Raw genomic sequence first — 22,139 nt, 5'->3', positions numbered from 1 at the left:
AGAGCTTCGACCCACGCAAGGCATTTGCGGGATCGCAGGCAGGATCGGGAGGAGATGGAATGACCAAGGGTTTCCTGAACAGATTGCTGCCGGCCGGAGCGCTGGCGCTGGCCGGAGCGCTGGCGCTCGGCGCCACGGCCATGGCTGACACGATCAAGGTCGGCATCATCGGGCCGTTCTCCGGCCCCTTCGCCCTGCAGGGCAAGAATTTCCAGGCTGGCGCCGAGGCCTGGCTGGCGCAGAACGGCAAGACCGTCGCCGGCCACGATATCGAGCTGGTCTATCGCGACCTGCCGACAGCCAATCCGCAGCAGGCCCGCGCGCTGGCGCAGGAGCTGATCGTCCGCGACAAGGTGCAGTATCTCGGCGGCGTCTATTTCACGCCGGACGCGATGGCGATCACCCCGCTCCTGAAGCAGGGCAATGTCCCGCTGGTGATCTTCAACGCCGCGACCTCGGCGATCATGAATTCCTCGCCGCTGGCGGTGCGCACCTCCTTCACCCTGTCCCAGACCACGACACCGCTCGGCAAGGCAGCGGTGGAGCGCGGCGTCAAGAAATTCGTCTCGATCGTTAGCGATTACGGCCCGGGCGTCGATGCCGAGGGCGCCTTCAAGAAGGCGATCGAGGCGGCCGGCGGCGAGGTCAAGGAAGCGATCCGCATTCCCCTGAACACCACCGAGTTCAGCCCGATCATGCAGCGCATCCGCGATGCCGGGGCCGAGGGCGTCTTCGCCTTCCTGCCGTCGGGCCCGCCGACGCTCGGCTTCGTCAAGGCCTTCAGCGATACCGGACTGAAGAAGGCGGGTGTCAAGCTCTTCGCGCCGGGCGACCTGACCCAGGAATCGGACCTGCCGGCTCTCGGCGAGGCGGCGGCCGGCCTGATCACCTCTTTCCACTATGCGGTCTCGCATGATTCCGAGATCAACAAGCGCTTCGTCGCCGCAGCCGAAAAGGCGATCGGCGCACCCGATCTCGTCTCCTTCCCGGCCGTTGGCGCCTATGACGGGATGTTCGTGATCTCCAAGATGATCGCGGCCACGGCCGGCAAGCAGGACGCGGAAAAGGCGGTCGAGGCGGTGAAGGGGCTCGGCTGGGAAAGCCCGCGCGGCCCGGTCAAGATCGATCCCGAGACCCGCCACATCACGCAGACGATCTACCTGCGCGAAGTCGCGAAGGATGCGCAGGGTCGCTGGATCAACAAGGAAATCGCCAGCGTGCCGGAGCAGAAAGATTCCGGCCTGACGAAGTAACGGCCTTAAGCCTGAAACGCGGCGGGAGCGCGCAAGCTCCCGCCCTCCGCTCCCGTTCGACGAGGCCCGCAACATGCAGACCGCGCTGAGCATCGCCGTGGACGCGCTGGCCTACGGCATGGCGCTGTTCATCATCTGCATCGGCCTGTCGCTGACCATGGGCCTGATGCGGGTGGTGAACCTCGCCCATGGCGCCTTCGCCATGATTGGCGGCTACATCGCCTCCTATGCCGCGCGCGATCTCGGCCTCGGCTACGGCTTCGGTATCGTCCTCGCCATGATCGGCACGGTGATCATCGCCGTGCCGTTGGAGCGCCTGCTCTATCGCCGCATCTACGACCGTAGCGAACTCTCGCAGGTGCTGATGACGATCGGCATCACCTTCTGCGTCATCGGCATCACCAACTACTTCTTCGGCCCGACCCTGAAGACCATTCCCCTGCCGGCCGAGCTCGCCCGCTCGGTCGATCTCGGCTTCCGCAGCATCGCCGGGCACCGGCTCTTCGTCATCGCGAGCGGCCTCGTCGTCGCCGGCGGCCTGTGGTTCCTGATCGAGCGCACCGGCTTCGGCATCCATCTGCGCGCCGCCGTCGAGAACGCGCCGATGGCGCGCACGCTCGGGATCCGCACCGAGATCATCTATGCCGCGAGCTTCGCGCTGGCGATCGGGCTCGCGGCCTTCGGAGGCGTGGTCGGCGCCGAGTTCCTGCCGATCGAGCCCTATTACGCGCTGCGCTACATGGTGACCTTCCTCGTCGTCGTCTCGGTCGGCGGCGCGGGCTCGATTCCCGGCGCGCTCGCGGCCTGCCTGCTGCTCGGCGCCATCGACATCACCGCGCGCTATCTCGTCCCGGATTTCGGCAATTTCTTCTTTTATCTCGCAGTGATCCTGGTGGTCTGCGCCTTCCCGCGCGGCCTGATGGGGCGGGCGCAGTAAATGGCGAGCGCGACGCCCCTGGCCGCTGCCCCATCCGCAAGCCGCACGCTCGGCCGCGACCTCCTCGGCCTCGCCGTGATCGCGCTCGTGGGCCTGGCCGGCTACTGGCTCTTTCCCGACAACCTCGCCTTCCTCACCCGCGTCATCTCGGTCGCGCTGCTCGTGCTCTCGCTCGACCTGATCGTCGGCTATTGCGGCGTCGCCTCGCTCGGCCAGGGCGCGCTCTATGGCGCCGGGGCCTATGCTGCCGGCATCGCCTGCGTTCACGGCATCACGGACCCCGTCCTGCTGATCCTGATCGGCGCCGGGGCTGGTGCGGCCATGGGGCTTCTGATGGGCGCGATCATGCTGCGCGCCCATGGCTTGCCGCAGCTCGTGCTTTCGATCGCCATCGTCCAGCTCCTCCACGAGGCCGCCAACAAGGCCTCCTCGATCACCGGCGGCAGCGACGGCCTCTCCGGCATGAGCCCGGCACCGCTCTTCGGCCTGTTCGAGTTCGATCTCTGGGGCCGCAGCGCCTATCTCTTCGGCCTCGGCCTGCTCCTGATCGTCTTCGCCGTGCTGCGCTTCGTCACGCGCTCGCCGTTCGGCATGGTCTGCCGTGGCCTGAAGGAGGATCCGCTCAGGATCAGCGCGCTCGGCATCTACGCCTTCCCGGTCCTGCTCAAGATGTTCGTCATCTCCGGCATTGTGGCCGGCATGGGCGGCGCGCTCGCGGCCATCGCGACGCAGGTCGTGGGGCTCGACAGCGTGAGCTTCGAGGTTTCCGCCAATGCGCTGGTCATGCTGGTGCTCGGCGGCATCGGCCATCTCTATGGCGCGCTGATCGGCACGGTGATCTTCATGGCGCTCGAGCACATCGTCGCCGCGATCAACCCCTTCCACTGGATGACGCTGGTCGGCGCCGTGCTGATCGCCATCGTGCTCTTCGCCCCGCGCGGGCTCTCCGGCACGCTCGATGAATTCGCCCGCCTGCTGACGCGTGACCGCTGGAGGGCCGGGCGATGAGCGCGGTCTTCGAAGTCGCCCACCTTTCCAAGGCGTTCGGCGGTCTCAAGGTCAACAGCGACATCTCGCTGGCGATGAATGAGGGCGAGCGCCTCGCCCTGATCGGCCCGAACGGCGCCGGCAAGACCACCTTCGTCAATCTCGTCACCGGCCGCATCCCGCCAAGCGCGGGCAGCGTCCATCTCGCCGGCGAGGACATCACGAGCCTGGGCGCCGTGAAGCGCGTGCGCCGCGGCCTCGTCCGCACCTTCCAGGTCACGCGGCTCTTCCCGGACATGACGCCGGAAGAGCATGTCGTCATGACCATCCTGCAGCGCCTCGGCCGGGCGACGCGCATCCTCGCCCGCTTCCATGGCGATTCCGAAGCGACAGACGAAGCCGCCGAAATCCTCGCCACGCTCGGCCTGACCGAGGTCGCCCGCCGCAAGGTCGCCACCATCGCCTATGGCCAGCAGCGCCTGCTGGAAATCGCGATCGCTTTGGCGCAGCGCCCCAAGGTCCTCCTGCTCGACGAGCCCGCTGCCGGCGTGCCCTCCAGCGATACGCCGCGCATCGAGGAGGCGCTGGCGAGGCTGCCGGCCTCGCTGGCCGTGCTGATGATCGAGCACGACATGGACCTCGTCTTCCGCTTCGCCAAACGCGTGGTCGTGCTGGCGGCGGGCGAACTCATCTTCCAGGGCCTGCCGGCCGAGGTCGCCAGAGACCCCAAGGTCCGCGAAGCCTATCTCGGGAGCTATGCCCATGCCGGCGGCTGAGCTCGACATCCGCAACCTGAGCGCCGGCTACGGCCAGACCCATGTGCTGGAGGATGTCTCGTTCTCCGTGCCCGCGGGCGGGCGCCTCTCCATCCTCGGCCGCAACGGCATGGGCAAGACCACGCTGATGGCGAGCCTGATGGGCCTGACCCGCCGCTATGCCGGCAGCATCAGCCTTGGCGGACAGGATGTCACCGCGCTCGGCACGGCGGCCCGTGCCCATGGCGGCATCGGCCTCGTCCCGCAGACCCGCGAGATCTTCAAGGGCCTGACGGTGGAGGAGAATCTCTTCGCCGGATTGAAGGGCCGCCCACGCACGGCAATCGAAGAGGCCTACACACTCTTCCCGCGGCTCGGGGAGCGGCGCCGCAATCTCGGTTCCCAGCTCTCCGGCGGCGAGCAGCAGATGCTCGCGACGGCGCGCACCATCCTCGGCCAGCCCTCCGTGCTGCTGCTCGACGAGCCGCTGGAAGGTCTGGCGCCGGTCATCTGCGACATGCTGATGGAGGCGTTCGGCCGGCTCGCTGCCAGTGGCGCGATGACCATCCTCTTCGTCGAGCAGCGGCTGGAGAGCGCGCTCGCCTTCGCCGATGACGTCATCATCCTCGAACGCGGCCGCATCGTCTGGTCGGGCAAGCCTGACGCGCTGCGGGCGGATGCCGACGTGCTCGAACGCTATATCGGCGTCGGCGGGCTGCACTGAGCCGCCGACGCCGGCATTGTCTCACACCACCAGATCGAGCGGCGGCACCGGCTCGCCGCGCGAGACATGCTGCATGTTGGCGAACATACGCTTCACCACCGGCGCGAAATTGTCGGACGCCATGGCGGCGAGATGCGGCGTGGTCACGAGATTGTCCAGGGTCAGAAGCTGGCTGTCCGCCGGCAGCGGCTCGATTTCGTAGACATCCATCGCCGCGCCGGCGATCTCCTTCGCCCGGAGCGCCGTGACGAGATCGGTCTCGTTGACCACGCCGCCGCGCGCGCAATTGATCAGCACCGCCGTCTTCTTCATCTTCCTGAGCGCCGCGAGGTCGATCAGATCCTTGGTCTCAGGCGTCAGCGGGCAATGCAGCGAGACGACATCGGCCTGCGTCAGGATTTCCTCCATCGAGGCATGCTTGACGCCGAGCGCCGCCTCCTCGGCGGCATCGAGGGGCGTGCGCTTGCTGTAGAGGATCGTGCAGCCGAAACCCTTCAAAAGCTTGGCGAAATTCTTGCCGATCGCGCCGAAACCGACGACACCGACTGTCTTGCCGGAAAGCGTATAGGTGTCGGACGGCAACTGGCCCGTGCGCCAGTTGCCCTTCTTCAATTCGGCATTGCCATAGGCGATCAGACGGAGCGTCGAGATCGTCAGGCCGATGGCGAATTCCGAGACGGCGACCGCGTTGGAGCCGGTCGTGCGCGCGACCTTAATGCCGAGCTCCCTGGCGGTCTCGATATCGATATTGTCGTAGCCGACGCCCCATTTATGCAGGAGCTTCAGCTTCTTGGCGGCGCGCAGCACGTCGCCGGAGACGCCGACCTGGCCGGAGATCGCATAGTCGGCCTGGGCGATGATCTCCTTCATGTGCTCGTCGCCGCGGGCGGTGCCATGGGTCAGCACGAAGCCGTCAGGCAGGAATTCGCGCAGGCGGTCGGCCCGCTCGGGCGAGGTCATGTCGAGGAGGCAGATGGTCTCGGGCATGGGATGGTCCAGTCGCAGGATCGGTGAAGATATCGGGTCAGATGGTGAAGCGGGCACCGGCGCGAGCGAGCCCGCCGGAGATGGCGACGGGCGTGCCGTCGGCGCGCCAGCAGGCGGCGCCGGTCAAGGTGCCGTCGGGATTGAAGGCGATGGCGTTCATGCCGCCGGCAACGCGCGGCGAGCGCACGACCTTGTGGCCGCGCGCGATCAGCGCCTGCGCCACGACCTCGGGGATGGCTTCCTCGAGTTCGAGCACGCCGCCCTCGGTCCAGACGCGCGGCGCCTCGACCGCCTCCTGCAGGCTCATGCGGTGGTCGATCAGGTTGACGATGGCCTGCAGGGCCGAAGGGAAGATGCGCAAGGCGCCGGGCAGGCCGAGCGCGAAGGCGAGCCGGCCGTCCTTCACCGCCATCATCGGCGCCATCGAGGTGAAGACGCGCTTGCCCGGCGCGATCGAGAGCGCCCGGCCGGGATGCGGATCGAAGTTGAACATGTAGTTGTTGGCGATCATCCCCGTGCCGGGGATCTGCACGCAGGCGCCGAACAGCCCGTTGATCGTCTGCGTCGCGCTGACGACATTGCCCATGGCATCCGCGACGGTGACATGGGTCGTATCGGCGGATTCGCCGCCGGAGAGCCCGGCCGTCCAGCTCTTCGCCTGCCCCATCTCGATCAGCGCGCGGCGCTCGTCGGCATAGGCCTTGTCGATCAGCCTCGCGACGGGAACCTTGACGAAGGCCGGGTCGGCGGTTGCAACGGCGCGGTCGGCGAAGGCGATCTTCAGGGCCTCGGCAAGCAGATGCACGGCATCCGTCGAACCGAAACCGAGCGAGCCGATATCGTAACCTTCGAGGATGTTGAGCATCTGCGTGATGTGCACGCCCGAGGACGAGGGCGGCGGCGGCCCGATGATCTCATAGCCGCGATAGGAGCCCCGGATCGGCTCGCGCAATTCGATGCGGTAGTTGGCGAGATCGGCCTGATCGATCAGCCCGCCATTTTTCGCCATGTAGTCGGTCAGCGCCCGGCCGAGTTTGCCGCCGTAGAGCGCTTCCGGCCCTTCCGCCGCGATCAGCTTCAGGCTCGCCGCGTAGTCAGTCTGCACGAGCCGCATGCCCGGCTGAAGCGGCTGTCCGCCGGGCAGCAGCATCGCGGCCAAGCCGGGGTCGCGCGCGAGATCGGCGGCGTTGTCGGTGATGCAGTTCGAGAGATAGGGCGTGACCACGAAGCCGCGCTCTGCCAGCCCGATCGCCGGTTGCAACACCTCGGCCAGCGGCAGCGTGCCGAAGCGGGAAAGCGCCTCGCACCAGCCCTTGAGCGCACCGGGAACCGCGACCGCCTTGGCGCCGACCACGTTCTCGCGGTCACGCGTATCGCGCTGCTTGCCGATCTCGTCGGACAGGCACTCGTACATGTCGGCCGTCGCTTGGCCCGGCGCGGTCGAGAGATTGTCGATCACGACATGGCGCCCGTTGGCGAGCCGGATATGGCTTAAGCCGCCGCCGAGGATGCCGACCATCATCGGCTCGGCCACCGTCAGCGCGAAGAGCGAGGCGACGGCCGCATCGATGGCATTGCCGCCGGCGAGCAGGATCTGCGCGCCCGCCGCCGAGGCGAGCGGATGGTTGGTGACGACCATGCCGCGCGAGCCGGTCGCCGGCTTCTTCTCGCAGGTGAAGTCGGCGACGCGCGGGACGGATACGGGAGCGTTCATGACCGGCCTCGTCAGCCCTTCGCCGCGGCGATGGCGTCGAGCACCATCTTGGTCGCGCCGGAGATGTCGCCAAGCTTCTCGCCCGCCTTCACCCGGCCTTGCGTCTTCTCGCCCCGCTCCTGCCGGGCGATGGCGGCATCCGCGATCGCCTCGGCCTCGGCGCGGGGCAGCACCAGCACGCCGGATTCGTCGGCCAGGATCACATCGCCCGCCTTGACCGGGACATTGCCGCAGGAGATCGGCAGGTTGAGCGTGCCGCCGAGATTGTAGAGCCGCGTCGTGATCGGCGACATGCCGCGGCACCACATCGGGAAATCGGAATCCTCGATCTCGGTGAGGTCCGTGCAGGGTCCGTCGACGATGCCGCCGACCGCGCCGGCCGCCTTCGCCGCGACCGTGACGCCGCCGCCCCAGCAGGCATGCTTGTCGTCGCCGAGCCGGTCGACCACGAGGATGTCGCCGGGGCGCAGCAGGCCGAGCGTGTGGTGCAGCAAGGTCGAATCCTGCCCGGGGATCGCCAGAGTCACCGCCGCGGCGGCGATGCGCTTGCCGCGCAGCAGCGGCTGGATGCCGCGATCCATGAAGCCCCAGTGCTGGGAATGGCCGATGGTCGCGGTCTCGACCTTCTGCAGCTTCTCGACCAGCGCCGCCGGAAGCTGCTCGGGCATGGCTTCAATGCGATAATCAGGCATTTCTATCTCCTACTTTCCGACAGCGCGGGCGACGCCGACGAGGCGTTCGACCACGAGAACGACGGCAAGCGTCGCGACGATGAGCACCACGGACAGGGCCGCGATGAGCGGATCGGTGCGCCCCTCGACATAGCGCACCATCTCGACCGGCAGGGTCGAGGCGCGCGGACCGGCGATGAACAGCGAGATCACCGTCTCGTCGAAGGACAACAGGAAGGACAGGCAGGCGCAGGCGATCAGGCCGGGCGTCGCCAGGGGCAGCGTTACCCGCCGCACCACCCGCCAGGGCGTGGCGCCGAGCGTGGCGGCGGCCGCCTCGATATCATCCGGCAGGTTTGCGAGCGCCGTCGCCATCATCCGGATCACGAAGGGCACGGTCACCGTCATATGGCCGAGCACGAGGCCGGGCAGCGTCGCGGTCAGCCTGAGCGGCGAGAAGAACAGCAGCAGCGCGAGGCCGGTGATCAGCGTCGGCAGCAGCAGCGGCGCCAGAAAGAAGCTGGTCAGCGCATCCTTGCCGGGAAAACGCCCCTTCGCCAGAGCGAGCGCCGCGGGCACGCCGACCACGAGCGACAGCACGGTCACGACTGCCGCGATCTGGACGCTGAGCCAGAGAGCCGCCAGCAGGGGACCGTTGCCGGCAAGCTGCTTGAACCAGCGCAGCGAATAACCCGAAGGCGGGAACAGGATGAAATTATCCGCCGAGAAGGCCAGCATGACCACGACGACGATCGGCGCCAGGATCAGCACATAGACCAGTGCCGCGAAGCTGGAGAGAACGCGCCCCGCCCCGGTCATCGCTGCAGCCTCCGCGCCACCACGTTCGAGACCACGAGCAGCGCAAGCAGCAGGACAAGCGTGTAGATCGCGAGCACCGCAGCGACCGGCCAGTTGGTATTGGTCGTCGCCTGCTCGAAGATTTCGGTCGCCAGCACGAAGACGCGCCCACCGCCGAGCAGCTTCGGCGTGATATAGGCCGACATCGAGAGCACGAAGCCCAAACCCGCTGCCAATGCGATCGCCGGCAGACTGAGTGGCAGCGTGACGCGCCGGAAGGTTCGGAACGGCGAGGCGCCGAGCGAGCGAGCCGCCTCCTCCAGCGTGCGGTCGAGCCGGCCGAAGCCGGCGAGCAGCGCCAGGATCATATAGGGCATGATGCTCTCGGCAAGGCCGATGGTGACGCCGGTCCAGTTGAAAACGAGCTTCAGCGGCGTCGAGATCAGGCCGAGCGATTGCAGCGTCGTGTTGACCAGCCCGCGATCGCCGAGAATGGCAAGCCAGCCGAAGACGCGCACCACGCCGGAGACCAGCATCGGCATGATCGCGACGACCGCGAGCAGCCCACGGAAACGGGAATCTGTCCTGAACAGGAAGAGCGAGACGGGATAAGCCATGCACAGCGCGATCAGCGTCGACACCGCCGAGAGCCAGAGCGAGTTCAGCGTCAATTCGAAGGTGAAGCTGTCCTGGAAGGTCGCCCGCGCAGTCTCCAGCGACCAGGCCTCGACCATCGCGCCGGTCGGCCCGACCTCGTTGAAGGCATTGCGGAACAGCCCAAGCGACGGCCAGACATAGACGACGATGAGGAACAGCGTCGCCGGGATCAGCAATAGCGGCAGGCGGCGCGAGGCGGTCATGCTGCCTCACGCGCGAAGACGCGGCTCTCAGTCCGCGGCCAGACCACCGCGACCTCGGTTCCCTCAGCCGGCGCGGCCGAGCCCGAAGGCATCTCGACCGTAAGCTGGCCCCCAGTGCCTTCCACCAGTACCTCGACATGGTCGCCGACGAAGACGCTGCGCAGCACGCGGCCCGTCAGCCGCGCCGTATCGCCACCAGCCGGCTCGGAGACCGGCACGATCCGCATGCGCTGCGGGCGGACGAAGAGATCGGCATCATCAGCCGCCTCGACCGGCACGAGCTGTCCCCAGACGGTCGCGCGCCCCTGCCCGTCGCGGGTCAGCGGCAGGACATTGGCCCGTCCGACGAACTCGGCCACGAAGCGCGTCGCCGGCCGGTCGTAGATATCCTCGGCATTGCCGATCTGGGCGATGCGGCCGCGATGCATCACCGCGATCCGGTCGCACATCGTCAGCGCCTCGACCTGATCGTGGGTGACGAAGAGCGTGGTGATGCCGAGCGTGCGCTGGATCGAGCGGATCTCGTGGCGCATCGCATCGCGCAGCTTGGCGTCGAGATTGGACAGGGATTCGTCGAGCAGCAGCACGGAAGGCTGGATCACGAGCGCACGGGCCAGCGCGACGCGCTGCTGCTGGCCGCCCGAGAGTTCCTTCGGGCGGCGCTGCTCCAGGCCGCTGAGCCGGACCAGTGCCAGCCCCTCCTGAACGCGCTTGTCGATCTCGGCGCGGGAGACGCCGCGCTCCTCCAGGCCGAAGGCGATATTGCGGCCGACCGAGAGATGCGGGAACAGCGCGTAGGACTGGAAGACATAGCCCATGTTGCGCTTATGGGCCGGCAGCCTGGTGATCTCGCTGCCGTCGAGCGTCATCGTGCCCTTGTTCGGCTCGATCAACCCCGCGAGCATGCGCAAGGTCGTGGTCTTGCCGCAGCCGGAGGGGCCGAGCAGCGCGACGGACTCGCCCTGCTCCACCGAAAGCGAGACGTCGTCGACCGCGACGGAGTTGCCGTAGCGCTTCTGCAGCCCGGCGAGTTCGAGATAATTCATCGCCTGCCGCTCAACGTGCCGCCGAGATGACCTCGCGGCGCCAGCGGTTGTTCCACTGGTCGCGCACCTTCAGGACCTCGTTCCAGTCGACCGGGATCATCCGCGCGCGGTTTTCCGGCGAGGCGGCGGTGCGGGCCAGTGCCTTGGCGTCGATCTGCGCCTTGGCATTGGTCGGCGCATAGAACATCCGCTCGGTGAAGGCCTTCTGCGCGCCCTGCGACAGCGCATGCGCGACGAAGGCGGCGGCTGCGGCACGGTTCTTCGAGCCGGCCGTCAGGTTGATGGTGTTGACCTGGAAGACCGAGCCCTCCGGCGGCAACAGCGCCTTGATCTTGCCGCCGGTCTGGTCGGAATAGAGCTGCGCGCGGGCATTCCAGCCGGTCGCGACCTTCGCGACGCCGTTCAGGATCAGCGAGTAGCCGTCCGGATTGGGATCGAAGGTGTTCACGCCCGGCGCCAGCTCCTTCAGCCGCTTCATCGCGGCATCGATCGACTTGCGATAGTCGCCGCCTTCCATCTTCTCGGTCATGGCGGTCAGCGCGAGACCCTGAATGTTCGGCGGCGCCGAGAGCGCGATCTGGCCTTTGAGATCGGGCCGCCAGAGATCGGCGAGCTTGGCGAGCTGGGGGGTAAGCGCCGCGTCCTGGACGATGACGAGATGGTCGAAGGTCACGGCCGGACCGAATTCACCGCCGGCCGCGCGCGCTTCAGGCAGGAGCTCGTTCAGCACCGGAAACTCGGAGGGGCTGAGCTTCTCGAACAGCCCCTCGAGATTGCCGATGCTGGAGGTGGTGACGTCCATGATCGCGACATCGGTCTGCGGATCGGCCTTCTGGGCCCGGACGCTGCCGACCATCTGGGCCGAGGTGCCGCCGGGCACATAGTTCACCTTGACGCCGGGATGCGCCTGCTGGAACGGCTCGATCACCGCCTTGGTGTAGTTGTCCTGGAAGATGCCCGCATAGGACATCAGCGTGATCTGCCCCGAGAGCGTCTGGGCCCGCAGGACGGCCGGCATCGCGATGGTCGCGAGGCCGGACTGGATGGCGAGGCGGCGGGTGAGCATGACAATCTCCTGCTGTGGCGCCGCCTCGGGCGGCTGGTTGGCGCGCTGCCGGCTCAGGCCGGGACCTTGGCCGCGAAATGCGCGATGAAGCGGGCGCAGACGTCCGTCAGCTTCTCCGCCAGCTGCACGCCGGTCTCGGCCGAGCACAGCGTCGGATCGCCCTTGCCGACGCCGTCATGATAGACCTCGTCATATTCGTTGGGCATGCCCACTTCGGCGCCGTCGAAGCTCGCGGTGCCAAGCCCCGTGAAGGGCAGGTCGAGGACGGGGTCGCGCTTCATCGGCTTGCCGGCGGGGATGAAATCCTTGCGGATCAGCTCGGGGAAGAGGTGCAGGCCGAGGCTGGTCAGCGGATCGGCGCCGTGGCCGGAGACCTTGGCCGACTTCTCCGCGCCGACGATGCCCGGCAGCATGCCGTAGGCGATGCGCCAGAGATAAAGGCTCGGCAGCACGATGCGCTCGCGCTGGTAGAGTTCGCGCGCGACCTCGGAGATCGGCCCGACATTGCCGCCATGGCCGTTGATCACGATGATCCGGGTCAGGCCGTTGCGATGCAGTGAGTCGACCATCTCCGCGATGACCGCGGTCAGCGTGCCATGCGAGATGGCGATGCCGCCGACCATCGGACCGAACCAGTCGGCACCGCCATAGGGCAGAACCGGTGCGACCAGCGTGCGCGTGCCGGCCTTGCTCGCCTGCAAGGCGGCAAGCTCGGCGATCTTCTCGGCCAGCAGATAGTCACCCATCGGCGCATGCGGGCCCTGGTCCTCATGGCTGCCCATCGGCAGCAGGATGACGGGGTTGGACTTCAGCAGCTCGCGCGCCTCCCCGCCCGTGATGGTGCCCATATGGACGAGAGGATCGGTCTTGGTAGCCATGGCGTGGTCCTTCCTTGGAGTAGGCTTAGGTCTCGTCAGCGCTCGCTGGTGCGCGGATCGAGAATGTCGCGCAGAGCGTCGCAGAGCAGGTTCATGGCGAGGATGGTCAGGGTCAGCACGGCGCAGGGCCAGAGCAGCAGCAACGGGGCCTGCTCCATGGTCGAGCGCGCGCCGCGGATCATCAGCCCCCAGGACGGCGCCGGCGGCACGACGCCGAGACCGAGGAATGACAGGCCGCTTTCGATCACGACGGCGGCGGCAACGGCGAGCGAGAACTGCACGAGCAGGGGACCTGCGATATTGGGCAGCACGGTGCGGAACAACAGATGCGACTGGCTGGCGCCGAGCGCCCGCGTCGCCTCGACATAGTCGCGCCCCTTCACCGCCAGCACCTCGGCATAGGTCACCCGCGCGAAGCCGGGCAGGTAGAGCACCGAGAGCACGAGGATCAGCGTCCCGGCGCCGGGCCCGAGCAGCGTCACGACCAGCAACGCCAGCAGCACCGGTGGGAAGCACATGATGATCTCGACGCTGCGCACGGTGAGAAAAGCGCCCCAGCTGCGTGCCCAGCCACCGATCAGCCCAAGCGTGATACCGACGAGCCCGGCGAACAGCGCCGAGACGAAGGCGACGGAGAGGCTGGTGCGCGCACCCCAGACCAGCCGCGAGAGCACGTCGCGGCCGAACTCGTCGCGCCCGAGCCAGGAACCGGCCATCGGCCCGGCCAGGCGCCGCGCCACGTCCTGACGGATCGGGTCAGGCAAGGGCAGCAAGGGCGCCGCGATCGCGATGAGCAGGATCGCCGCGACGATGCCGCCGGGCAGGATAAGCCGTTTGATGCCGCGCCGCTTCATCCGTGCTGCACCCTTGGATCGATCGCCGCATGCAGCAGTTCGACGAGGAGGTTGATGAGCAGGAACAGCACCGAGATCGTCAGGATGATGCCGACCACCATCGGATAGTCGCGCCCTTCGACGGCGCGCAGCAGCGGCGTCGACAGGCCCGGCCAGTTGAAGACGTATTCGACCAGCACGGTGCCGCCGAGCAAGGTACCCATCTGGAGACCCAGCACGGTGACGACCGGGTTCAGCGCGTTGCGCAGCACGTGGACAACGAGGGTCCGCCGCGGCGACAGCCCCTTGGCGCGGGCCGTGCGGACATAGTCATGGGCGAGCGCGTCGAGCGTCGCGGCCCGCGTCATCCGGAACAGCACGGCAGCCAGCCCCTTGGCGATGGCGATGGCCGGCAGGGTCAGAAGCTTGAAATGCTGGCCCGGGTCCTGCGTGAGGGGAACGAAACCGCCGGCCGGCATCACCCGAAGCGTCTGCGCCAGCAGCAGGACGAGGAGCGTGCCGACGACGAAGACCGGCACGGCGAGCAGCAGCGCGGTGATCCAGGAGGCGACACGGTCGAAGGCGCCGCCGCGATGGACCGCCGCATAGACGCCGGCCGGAACGCCGATCACCACCGCGATCAGCGTTCCCGCCAGGATCAGTTCCAGCGTGCGCGGCAGCCGGAGCGCGATCTCCTGGATGACCGGATAATCGTCGACCAGCGAGGTCCCGAGATCGCCGCGAACCAGCCCGGCCAGGAACCGGCCGTACTGGACCATGAGCGGCTGGTCGAGCCCGAGCTTCTCGCGCAGTTCCTGCACTGTCGCCGGATCGGGCATGGCGCCGGAGGTCGAGAGCAGCAATTCGGCCGGATCTCCGGGCACCATGTGCAGCGCCAGGAACACGATCGTCGCGACGATCCAGGCCATCGCCAGGGTCAGGAACAGCCGCCGTCCGAGCCAGGCCGCGCTCATCCGAAATACGTCTCCTCGAGCTGGTTGCCGGAGGAGGTCGAGAGCGCACCGGGCAGGTTGGCGAAGCCCTGGATGCCCTTGTCCATGCCGTAGCCCTGCTCGCGCCAGGCGAGACCGACGAGCGGCACCTCCTCGAGGGCTGCGCGCTGCATCTCCCTGTAGATCTCGACGCGCTTGGCCTGGTCGAACTCGGCCCGGCCCCTGGCGAGCGCGGCGATGGTGCGCGGCGCATCGACCTTGAAGGAGCGGCCATGCGTCGGCGAGAGCGAGGTGTCGAGCACCACGGTCAGCCCATCCGGATCGTTGTTGTCCGAGGACACGCCGTGGATCGCCATGTCGTACTGGCCGCGCGTGCCGCGACTGACCCGCGTCGACCAGTCCGGCAATTGCAATTCGGCCTGAATGCCGATGGCGGCCAGATATTGCTGGACGATCTCGGCCGTATCCTTGTGCATGCCGAACTGGGCGGTCGCGAGCAGCGTGGTCTGGAAGCCGTTGCCGTAGCCGGCTTCCGTCAGCAGCGCCTTGGACCGGGCCGGGTCGTAGTTCCAGCCATGCGCCAGCTCCTTGTCGTACCAGGGCGTGCCCTCGACGATCGGCACGCCTTCGAGCGGTTTGCCGCGCCCGAAGAAGGCGACCTTGACGATATCCTCGCGCTTCACGGCATGGGCAACCGCCCGGCGCACGCGCGGATCGTTGAACGGGGGCTTGGTGCCGTTGAAGAGCACGTCCATGAACGGCCCTTCCTGCGTGTCCAGCTTGAGGCGCGGATCGGCCTGCACCGTCGCCATCGACTGCCACGGCACGTATTCGATCATGTCGACATCGCCGGAGATCAGCGCCGCGTTGCGCAGGTTCTCGTCGGCATAGACGATGAACTTGATGCCCTTCGCCTTGGGGATGCCCGGCTTGTAGAACTTGTCGAAGGCCGCAAGCTCCACCGAGGTGCCGCGCTCCTGTCCGACGAGGCGGAAGGGACCGGCGCCGATCGGCTCGTTCGCGTTGGATTTCCGCCAGATGATGAAGGTGTTGTAGTTCGCGAACCAGCTCGGCAGCGTGACCTGCGGTTCCTTGGTGACGAGGCGCACCGTCTGCGGATCGGGAATCTCGACGCGCTCGATCAACTGGAACTGCGTGCGCATATAGGCGGTCGATTTCTCGCCGGCGATCTGCTCGATCGACCATTTCACGTCGTCGGCCGTGACCGGCTCGCCATTGTGGAAGACGCAGCCCTTGCGCAGCTTGAAGACCCAGGCGCCATCGGCATCGCGCGACCAGGACTCGGCCAGCTCGCCACGCAGCTCACCCTTCGCGTCGTAGGAGACGAGACTGCGGTTGATCAGCATCTTGACCGTGCCGGCCGAGGCGCCCGTCGAGACCCAGGGCTGAAGATTCGGCGGGAAGGCCGAGAGACCGTAGCGGATGATGCCGGCGGCGCGTTGCGCGCTGGCAGGACGGATCAGGAAGGGCGAGGCCAGCAGCGGACCGGCAAGACCGGCACCAAGGACGGAACGGCGAGAGATGGTCATCGGCTGATCCTCTGCTGCTGGGTCCGGCTGTCCGCGGGGCGTTATGCCCTGTCGCGTCCCGATGGCGGGAAGGGCGGAGCCGGGCGGATGCGAGCAATAACCGCGCCAGCAATCCGACAGGCGCGGTCGCGCCCGGCCAAACGGCGCGGACTCCGGCTCTCTGTCACGATGGTGGCGTGTACGGTCATGCGGTTCCCCGGCGCGGCTTCACTGTAGACGAACAGATGAGCCACGCTCTTGATGCGTCATGTATACGTGGCGGATTTTTTGTTGTCTACTCTCGAAAGCCCTATGGAAGAGCGAAAGGGGCACGATGTCGATGGCCATGATCGAACAGGACGAGATGGCTGCCTTGCGCGGGAAGCCGACCCGGGAACGGGTCTATCTCTATGTGCGCGAGCAGATCCTGCGTGGCCGCTTCCTCGGCGGCTGCTTCATCGAGGAGGAGGAGATTTCCTCGGCGCTCGGCGTATCGCGAACGCCGGTCCGCGAGGCCTTCCATCGGCTCGAAGCCGAGCGCTTCATCGATCTGCTGCCGCGCCGCGGCGCGCTCGTCCGGCAGGTGACGGCGCAGGAACTGCTCGATCTCTACGAAGCCCGGCGCATGATCGAGGGCCACGCGATCCGACGGATCTGCCGCGAGGAATTGCCGCTGCCGGCAGACATGCATGCGATCCTCGCCGAGCTGGAGCGCCTGCCGCAGGGGGATTACTTCAACCGCGTCGAGCTGAACCGCGAGTTCCATTTCGTGATGATCGCCGCGGTCGGCAATGTCGTGCTGTCCGAGCTCTACCAATCGTTGGGCGCCCGTCAGCAGCGCGTCGCGATGACGGCCATCAATACCGACCCGAGCCGCGTCGTGCGGATCAGCAAGGAGCACCACGCCCTGGTCGCTGCCCTCTCCGAATGGGACGAGGAGAAGGCGCTGGCGATCCTCGAGCAGCACCTGCGCCCGATCGTCGGGGTAATCTCGCGGCTGCCGGAGCAGGCCGGCGAAATCTGACGCGTCAGACCAACTCCAGCATCGCGCGGACGGCATCGCGGCGCTCGCCCAGATGCCGCAGCAGCGGATCGAGATGGGGCACGCGGTCACCCGCCGCCGCGAAGGGAACGGCCTCCCGCACCAGCGCATGCAGCTTGCCGGTGATGGCGCCGAGCGGCTTCGCCTTCCGGATATCCACCGCCTGCGCCGCGACCATCAATTCGACCGCCGCGATCGACCGGCAGAGCGACGCGACCTCCCCGGTCTTGCGGGCGGCGAGCCCGGCCATGCCGGCCCGGTCGAGATTCCCGTTGGAATGGCTGGAGCTGGCGAGCTCATGCACGACGGGCGCGGTGGCGAGGCGCGCCTCGGATGTGATCGCCTTGTGGAACTGCGCCAGCCCGTTGAAGCCGGGCAGGCCGACGCCGTCTTCCTCGATCAGCCCGACGGTGAGGCCGGACCAGAAGGAATCGACCTGCTTGGCGACGCGCTCCGCCGAACTCGTCATCACCGGCGCGAAGCCGAGGCGAGCGATATCAAGCGCCATCGACAGCGAGACCGTGTCGAAATTCGCGACGGAGACCAGCGCCTGCTCCTCGATCGAGACGATCGGGTTGTTCTGGCTGGCGCTGAGTTCAGCCTCGACCTGGCCATAGGCGAAGGCGAGGCTGTCGGCCGCCGTGCCGTGGAGCAAAGGCAGCGAGCGGAAGCTCAGCGGGTCCTGCAGATGGCGCGGCCCGCCCTTGGCGAAGATGTAGCTGCCCGCGAGATAGGCCCGGATGCGCTCGCCATGCCGCTTCAGCCCGGCGAAGGGGCGCGACTGTAAGGCGGCGTTCGAGACGATCGAGGGATTGGCGGCGAAGCCTTCCATGCTGAGCGCGGCGATCAGGCTCCACTGGTCGAGAACATCGCGGAGATCGGCCATGGCCAGCGCCGCCGTGCCGAGCGCGAGCGCGCTGGAATTCAGCATCGCCAGCGCCTCGCCGGCCTGCAATTCGAGATCGCCATAGAGCGCCAGCGCCAGGTCGGTGATCGGCGCCATGTCGCTCTGGCCCATCGAGCCCCAGATATGGACGTCGATCGCGCGGCCTTCGTTCAGGGCGGCGGCCAGCCGCTCGGCCAGCAGCGGCCGCACGCCGAGGCGCCCGCTCGCCATCGCATTGAGCAGCACCGCCATCATCGCCCGCACGGCTTCGTCAGGCGCGAGCGGTCCATGCGCGACATTATGGGTCAGCAGCAGGCGACGGTTGAACTCGCCGATCCGGTCGGGCGCCAACGGCACGCCGGTCTTGGCGCCGACGCTGGTGGTGACGCCGTAGACCTTCTCGCCGCGCGCCACGGCATCGTCGACGACAGCGCGGGCCGCCTTCATCCGCTCGACCGCCTCCGCCGTGAGCGAAACCGGCGCCTTCTCTCTGGAAATGCGAACGAGCCCATCGATCGTCAGATCGAAACCGGTGATAGCGACATGGCTCATGGCAATTCCGTCCCCAGCAAGACAGCCCGGCATTCGGGGAGCTTTCCCCGCCCGGCCTGTTCTTCAGCGCGCATACGCTACGCAGCTCTGACCGATTCCGTGATGGCCGGGAAGCCGATGAGCGCGGCCGGGAAACGCTTTCATTTCATTGATTGAAATGATGCGTGCCAGCCCGGCCGCCGGCCCCGGATCGGCTAGGTTCACGCCATCGAAACGGGCGCAAGCGCATGGCGATCACCTACGATCTGGTCAAGGAGGTCACGGCCAATCTCTACGATTGGTCGCTGCGCCGGATCCCTGAATCCTCCAAGGCCGAGTTCCGCAAGGCCCTGACGACCGAAACCGAGCCGCAGGCCCGCCAGACGCTCGCCTTCATGCTCGACAGCGCCGAGCGCGCCGAAAAGACCGGCAAGTTCCTCTGCTCCGATGCCGGCGTGCCCAGCTACACCCTCAAGATCGGCTCCGGCGTCCGCATGGAAGGCGATATCCGCCAGGCTATCATCGACGGCTTCGCCGATCTCGTCCGCACGATCCAGCCGCCGCTCCTGCGCTTCGTCACCAACCCGCTGACCAATGAACGGAGCTTCCACGGCAAGGATATGCCGCTCGTCTCCTGCGAATTGATCGGTGATGTCGACTATCTCGACATCACCTGTGCGCCCAAGGCGCTCGGCGGCGGGCGCTGGGCCGCGATCGAGACCCTGGTCAGCCCGAGCCTGGAGGAGATCGAGCGCTGCATCCTCGAGCTTGTCCTGCGCGCGGGGGGACAGCACTGCCCACCCGTCGTGATCGGCGTCGGCATCGGCGGAACCTTCGACCATGCGGCGAAGCTCTCCAAGGACGCGACCCTGCGGCCCTTCGGCGAGCGCAATCCCGAGGCGATGGTCGCCGAGATGGAGGAGCGCCTGACCCGCGCGGTCAACCAGATGGGCTTCGGCCCGATGGGCGTCGGCGGCTCGACCACGACCTTCGGCGTCCATATCGAATACGCCTCGGGCCATGGCTTCACGCCCGTCGCGGTCTCCTTCAATTGCTGGATCAACCGGCGCACCCGCGCCCGCATCCATAATTCCGGAGTGGTGGAGCGGATCGAATGACGATTTCTCCGCCCCGTCGCCTCACCCTGCCCCTGTCCCGCGAGGATGCCCGGTCGCTGAAGCTCGGCGAGGTCGTGCTGCTCGATGGCGATGCGGTCGCGACCGTCGGCATGCCCACGCAGAAGCGCATGGTCGCGGAGCTGGCGGCCGGTCGCGACCTGCCCCTGCCGCTGCGCGGCGGCGCCTTCTTCCATATGGGCGTGAGCTATGAGGAAGCCGCGAACGGCCCCGGCCCGCTCCACTACGTCAACCCGACCACGTCGAGCCGCTTCGACCACCTGATGCCGACCTTGATCCGGACGCTGGGCTTGAGCGCGACCGGCGGCAAGGGCGGGCTCGGCCGCGAGAGCGTCGAGGCGATGCGCGAGACCGGCTGCGTCTATTTCTCCTTCGTCGGCGGAGCCTCGGCCCTGCTGAGCCAGGGCGTGCAGGCCGTGACGGACTGCGCCTGGACGGACCTGATCATGCAATTCCGCCTGAACCGCATCCGGCTCGACGGCTTCGGCCCGGTCATCGTCGCCATCGATGCCCACGGCAATTCGATCTATGAGCGCCTCATGGCTTCGGCGCGCGAGCGGATGCCCGACATCCTGCAATCGCTTCACCCCTCTGCGGGCAACAACGAGACATCGCGATGAAAGTGATCGAAATCACCCGGCCGGGCGGCCCGGAGGTCCTCGCCTTCGGCGAGCGCCCGCGCCCCGAACTCGGCCCGGCCGACGTGCTGATCCGCGTCCGCGCTGCCGGCGTCAACCGCCCCGACATCCAGCAGCGGCGCGGCCTCTATCCGCCCCCGCCCGGCGCGACCGATCTGCCTGGCCTCGATGTCTCCGGCGTGGTCGAGGCGGTCGGCGCCGATGTCGCCTGGCCCAAGCTCGGCGACAGCGTCTGCGCGCTCGCCAATGGCGGCGGCTATGCCGAGTTCTGCGCCGTGCCGGCCTCGCAATGCCTGCCCTTGCCCGGTGGATTCTCCTTCGCCCAGGCCGCCGCATTGCCCGAGGTCTTCTTCACCGCCTGGAACAACGTGATCTGGCTCGGCCGGCTGGCTGAGGGCGAGACCCTGCTGGTCCAGGGCGGCACCAGCGGCGTCGGCATGGCCGCGATCCAGATCGCCAAGCAGCTCCGGGGCGCCCGCGTCATCGCGACCGCAGGCTCGGCCGAGAAGCGCGCCGTCAGCCAAGAGATCGGCGCCGACCATGCCGTCGATTACCGCGCCGACTGGGTCGCCGAGATCGAGGCCGCGATCGGCAAGGAGAAGGTCGATGTCGTGCTCGACGCGCAGGCCGGCCCCTATACCGAAAAGCAGCTTGGCCTGCTGGCCCCTGACGGGCGCGTCGTTCTGATCGCCAGCCATCTCGGCCAGACGGCGGAGGTCAATGTCCGCAACATCGTCCGCCGCCGCCTGACCTTGACGGGCTCGACGCTGCGCCCGCGCGACGCCGCCTACAAGGGCCGGATCGCGATGGAGCTGGCCGATCAGGTCTGGCCCCTGCTCGCGAATGGCAGGATCCGCAGCCATATCTGCGCGACCTTCGACTGGGCCGATGTCCGCGACGCCCATGCGCTGATGGATGCCGGCGAGCAGATCGGCAAGGTCGTCCTGACCATGCCGGGCTGAGTGCCGCGGTCGCGGCCTGAAAAACTGCGAGCAAGCATTGCGGGTTCTGCACTAGTGTCGGCGTTCGTTGTCGTCACGCCGGACCTGCAGAGTGTTCTCCTTCGCGCCCGTTCAATCCGTCCTCAAGGCGCTGCGCCTGCTGACCGAGGTCAATCGTTCCAGCCCGGCGACGGTCGGCGAATTGCATCGCCGCACCGGCCTGCCGAAGCCGACCATCGTGCGCCTGCTGGAGACGTTGATCGAGGCGGGCTACGTCACCCGCGACGAGCGCATGCGCGGCTATCTCGTCACCTCCCAGGTCACGCAACTGAGCTCGGGTTTCCACGGCGCGCCGATGGTGATCGAGGCCGCGCGCCCCTGGGCGACGGCGCTGACCCGCCAGATCAAATGGCCCTGCACCGTCTGCCTGCTGGACTACGATGCCGTCATCGTCCGCTTCAGCACGATACCGGACAGCCCGATTTCGCCCTTCCATGCAACGCTCGGCTATCGCCTGAGCCTCGGCGGGCGGGCGCTCGGGCGCGCCTATCTCGCCTTCTGCCCGGATGCGGAGCGCGCCGTGCTGCTCGCGGCGATGCGCGCCTCTGCCGATGCCGAGAACAGCAGCCTGACCGACGAGGATATCGAGCGCTTGATCGCGCAGGCCCGCTGGCGCGGCTATACCGAGCGGGACACCGCCGTCGAGCCGCGCAATTCCGCGACGATCGCCGTGCCGATCAAGCTCGGTGAACGGGTGCTCGCGACCTTCGGCGTCACCTTCTTCCGCGCGGCCGTCGCCAATCCCGACGACAAGGCGCGGATCATCCATCCCCTCAAGAAGGCGGCCGCCAGCATCGAGGCGCAACTGGAGGCGCTGTCGCAATCCATGGGCGTCGCGTTTCAAGGTGAGAAATGACGCCCCATTTCCACAGCCACGCGACGGCGCGCCCCTAGTCTCCGCCCAACGCGTCCGC

At 67.6% G+C, this 22,139-nt stretch carries 22 protein-coding genes; 10 read left to right on the top strand and 12 right to left on the bottom strand.

Annotated elements, in window-relative coordinates; genetic code table 11:
• The first annotated feature begins 59 nt into the window (after positions 1-59).
• The 5 genes from AC07NY_RS01290 to AC07NY_RS01270 all read left to right on the top strand — a co-directional run bounded on the left by AC07NY_RS01290 (position 60) and on the right by AC07NY_RS01270 (position 4,656).
• The gene (locus AC07NY_RS01290; RefSeq protein ID WP_494581197.1) at positions 60-1,253 is read left to right on the top strand and encodes an ABC transporter substrate-binding protein; all 1,194 of its coding nucleotides are present in this window, start codon (positions 60-62) and stop codon (positions 1,251-1,253) included.
• 73 nt (positions 1,254-1,326) lie between these two features.
• Positions 1,327-2,190 (top strand): branched-chain amino acid ABC transporter permease, encoded by an 864-nt coding sequence (locus AC07NY_RS01285; protein WP_494581195.1) that lies wholly within the window; start codon positions 1,327-1,329, stop codon positions 2,188-2,190.
• Complete coding sequence (locus AC07NY_RS01280) at positions 2,191-3,198, top strand: branched-chain amino acid ABC transporter permease (RefSeq protein WP_494581193.1); 1,008 nt, start codon at positions 2,191-2,193, stop codon at positions 3,196-3,198.
• The gene (locus AC07NY_RS01275) at positions 3,195-3,953 is read left to right on the top strand and encodes an ABC transporter ATP-binding protein (RefSeq protein ID WP_494581191.1); all 759 of its coding nucleotides are present in this window, start codon (positions 3,195-3,197) and stop codon (positions 3,951-3,953) included. Before AC07NY_RS01280 ends, AC07NY_RS01275 begins: the two co-directional genes overlap by 4 nt.
• On the top strand, positions 3,940-4,656 hold the full coding sequence (locus tag AC07NY_RS01270; RefSeq protein ID WP_492285808.1) for an ABC transporter ATP-binding protein: 717 nt from the start codon (positions 3,940-3,942) through the stop codon (positions 4,654-4,656). Before AC07NY_RS01275 ends, AC07NY_RS01270 begins: the two co-directional genes overlap by 14 nt.
• Before the next feature lie 21 nt (positions 4,657-4,677).
• On the opposite strand, the gene AC07NY_RS01265 is transcribed toward AC07NY_RS01270, so the two are convergent.
• The 11 genes from AC07NY_RS01265 to AC07NY_RS01215 are packed head-to-tail and all read right to left on the bottom strand — an operon-like array spanning position 4,678 to position 16,012.
• The gene (locus AC07NY_RS01265; RefSeq protein WP_494581189.1) at positions 4,678-5,643 is read right to left on the bottom strand and encodes a 2-hydroxyacid dehydrogenase; all 966 of its coding nucleotides are present in this window, start codon (positions 5,641-5,643) and stop codon (positions 4,678-4,680) included.
• 37 nt (positions 5,644-5,680) lie between these two features.
• Entirely contained in the window at positions 5,681-7,357 is a 1,677-nt protein-coding gene (locus AC07NY_RS01260) for a cephalosporin acylase I (RefSeq protein WP_494581187.1), read from the bottom strand.
• Positions 7,358-7,368: 11 nt separating this feature from the next.
• Positions 7,369-8,049, bottom strand: a complete 681-nt coding sequence (locus tag AC07NY_RS01255; RefSeq protein WP_492285811.1) for an RraA family protein — start codon at positions 8,047-8,049, stop codon at positions 7,369-7,371.
• Between the two features lie 9 nt (positions 8,050-8,058).
• Positions 8,059-8,847: an ABC transporter permease gene (locus tag AC07NY_RS01250; RefSeq protein ID WP_494581184.1), complete on the bottom strand. Its 789-nt coding sequence runs from the start codon at positions 8,845-8,847 to the stop codon at positions 8,059-8,061.
• Positions 8,844-9,686, bottom strand: coding sequence for an ABC transporter permease (locus tag AC07NY_RS01245; RefSeq protein WP_494581183.1), 843 nt, complete (start codon positions 9,684-9,686; stop codon positions 8,844-8,846). Before AC07NY_RS01245 ends, AC07NY_RS01250 begins: the two co-directional genes overlap by 4 nt.
• A complete protein-coding gene (locus AC07NY_RS01240; protein ID WP_494581181.1) occupies positions 9,683-10,732 on the bottom strand; it encodes an ABC transporter ATP-binding protein in 1,050 nt (349 codons plus the stop codon). The genes AC07NY_RS01245 and AC07NY_RS01240 overlap by 4 nt, the downstream gene beginning before the upstream one ends.
• A 10-nt stretch (positions 10,733-10,742) precedes the next feature.
• Entirely contained in the window at positions 10,743-11,798 is a 1,056-nt protein-coding gene (locus AC07NY_RS01235) for an extracellular solute-binding protein (RefSeq protein ID WP_494581179.1), read from the bottom strand.
• A 53-nt stretch (positions 11,799-11,851) separates the two neighbouring features.
• Positions 11,852-12,676 (bottom strand): creatininase family protein, encoded by an 825-nt coding sequence (locus AC07NY_RS01230; protein WP_494581178.1) that lies wholly within the window; start codon positions 12,674-12,676, stop codon positions 11,852-11,854.
• 35 nt (positions 12,677-12,711) lie between these two features.
• Entirely contained in the window at positions 12,712-13,530 is an 819-nt protein-coding gene (locus AC07NY_RS01225; protein WP_492285817.1) for an ABC transporter permease, read from the bottom strand.
• Positions 13,527-14,483, bottom strand: coding sequence for an ABC transporter permease (locus AC07NY_RS01220; RefSeq protein WP_494581177.1), 957 nt, complete (start codon positions 14,481-14,483; stop codon positions 13,527-13,529). The genes AC07NY_RS01225 and AC07NY_RS01220 overlap by 4 nt, the downstream gene beginning before the upstream one ends.
• Positions 14,480-16,012, bottom strand: coding sequence for an ABC transporter substrate-binding protein (locus tag AC07NY_RS01215; protein WP_494581175.1), 1,533 nt, complete (start codon positions 16,010-16,012; stop codon positions 14,480-14,482). The genes AC07NY_RS01220 and AC07NY_RS01215 overlap by 4 nt, the downstream gene beginning before the upstream one ends.
• A 319-nt stretch (positions 16,013-16,331) precedes the next feature.
• Here AC07NY_RS01215 and AC07NY_RS01210 point away from each other — a divergent pair, with 319 nt between their 5' ends.
• Positions 16,332-17,015 (top strand): GntR family transcriptional regulator, encoded by a 684-nt coding sequence (locus AC07NY_RS01210; protein WP_257735216.1) that lies wholly within the window; start codon positions 16,332-16,334, stop codon positions 17,013-17,015.
• 4 nt (positions 17,016-17,019) lie between these two features.
• On the opposite strand, the gene AC07NY_RS01205 is transcribed toward AC07NY_RS01210, so the two are convergent.
• Positions 17,020-18,471 (bottom strand): aromatic amino acid lyase, encoded by a 1,452-nt coding sequence (locus tag AC07NY_RS01205; protein WP_494581173.1) that lies wholly within the window; start codon positions 18,469-18,471, stop codon positions 17,020-17,022.
• Positions 18,472-18,698: 227 nt separating this feature from the next.
• Between AC07NY_RS01205 and AC07NY_RS01200 the strand changes: the two genes are divergently transcribed.
• The 4 genes from AC07NY_RS01200 to AC07NY_RS01185 all read left to right on the top strand — a co-directional run bounded on the left by AC07NY_RS01200 (position 18,699) and on the right by AC07NY_RS01185 (position 22,081).
• Complete coding sequence (locus AC07NY_RS01200; RefSeq protein ID WP_494581171.1) at positions 18,699-19,568, top strand: fumarate hydratase; 870 nt, start codon at positions 18,699-18,701, stop codon at positions 19,566-19,568.
• A complete protein-coding gene (locus tag AC07NY_RS01195; protein WP_494581170.1) occupies positions 19,565-20,206 on the top strand; it encodes a fumarate hydratase C-terminal domain-containing protein in 642 nt (213 codons plus the stop codon). The genes AC07NY_RS01200 and AC07NY_RS01195 overlap by 4 nt, the downstream gene beginning before the upstream one ends.
• Positions 20,203-21,186 carry an NAD(P)H-quinone oxidoreductase gene (locus AC07NY_RS01190; protein ID WP_494581168.1) on the top strand — a complete coding sequence of 328 codons (984 nt, stop codon included), beginning with the start codon at positions 20,203-20,205 and terminating at the stop codon, positions 21,184-21,186. Before AC07NY_RS01195 ends, AC07NY_RS01190 begins: the two co-directional genes overlap by 4 nt.
• A 91-nt stretch (positions 21,187-21,277) precedes the next feature.
• A complete protein-coding gene (locus AC07NY_RS01185) occupies positions 21,278-22,081 on the top strand; it encodes a DNA-binding transcriptional regulator (protein WP_494581167.1) in 804 nt (267 codons plus the stop codon).
• Positions 22,082-22,139 lie beyond the last annotated feature (58 nt).

It is taken from the genome of Allobosea sp. GW821-FHT09G06 (assembly GCF_059416005.1).
This window is presented reverse-complemented; position numbering and strand designations above follow the sequence as displayed.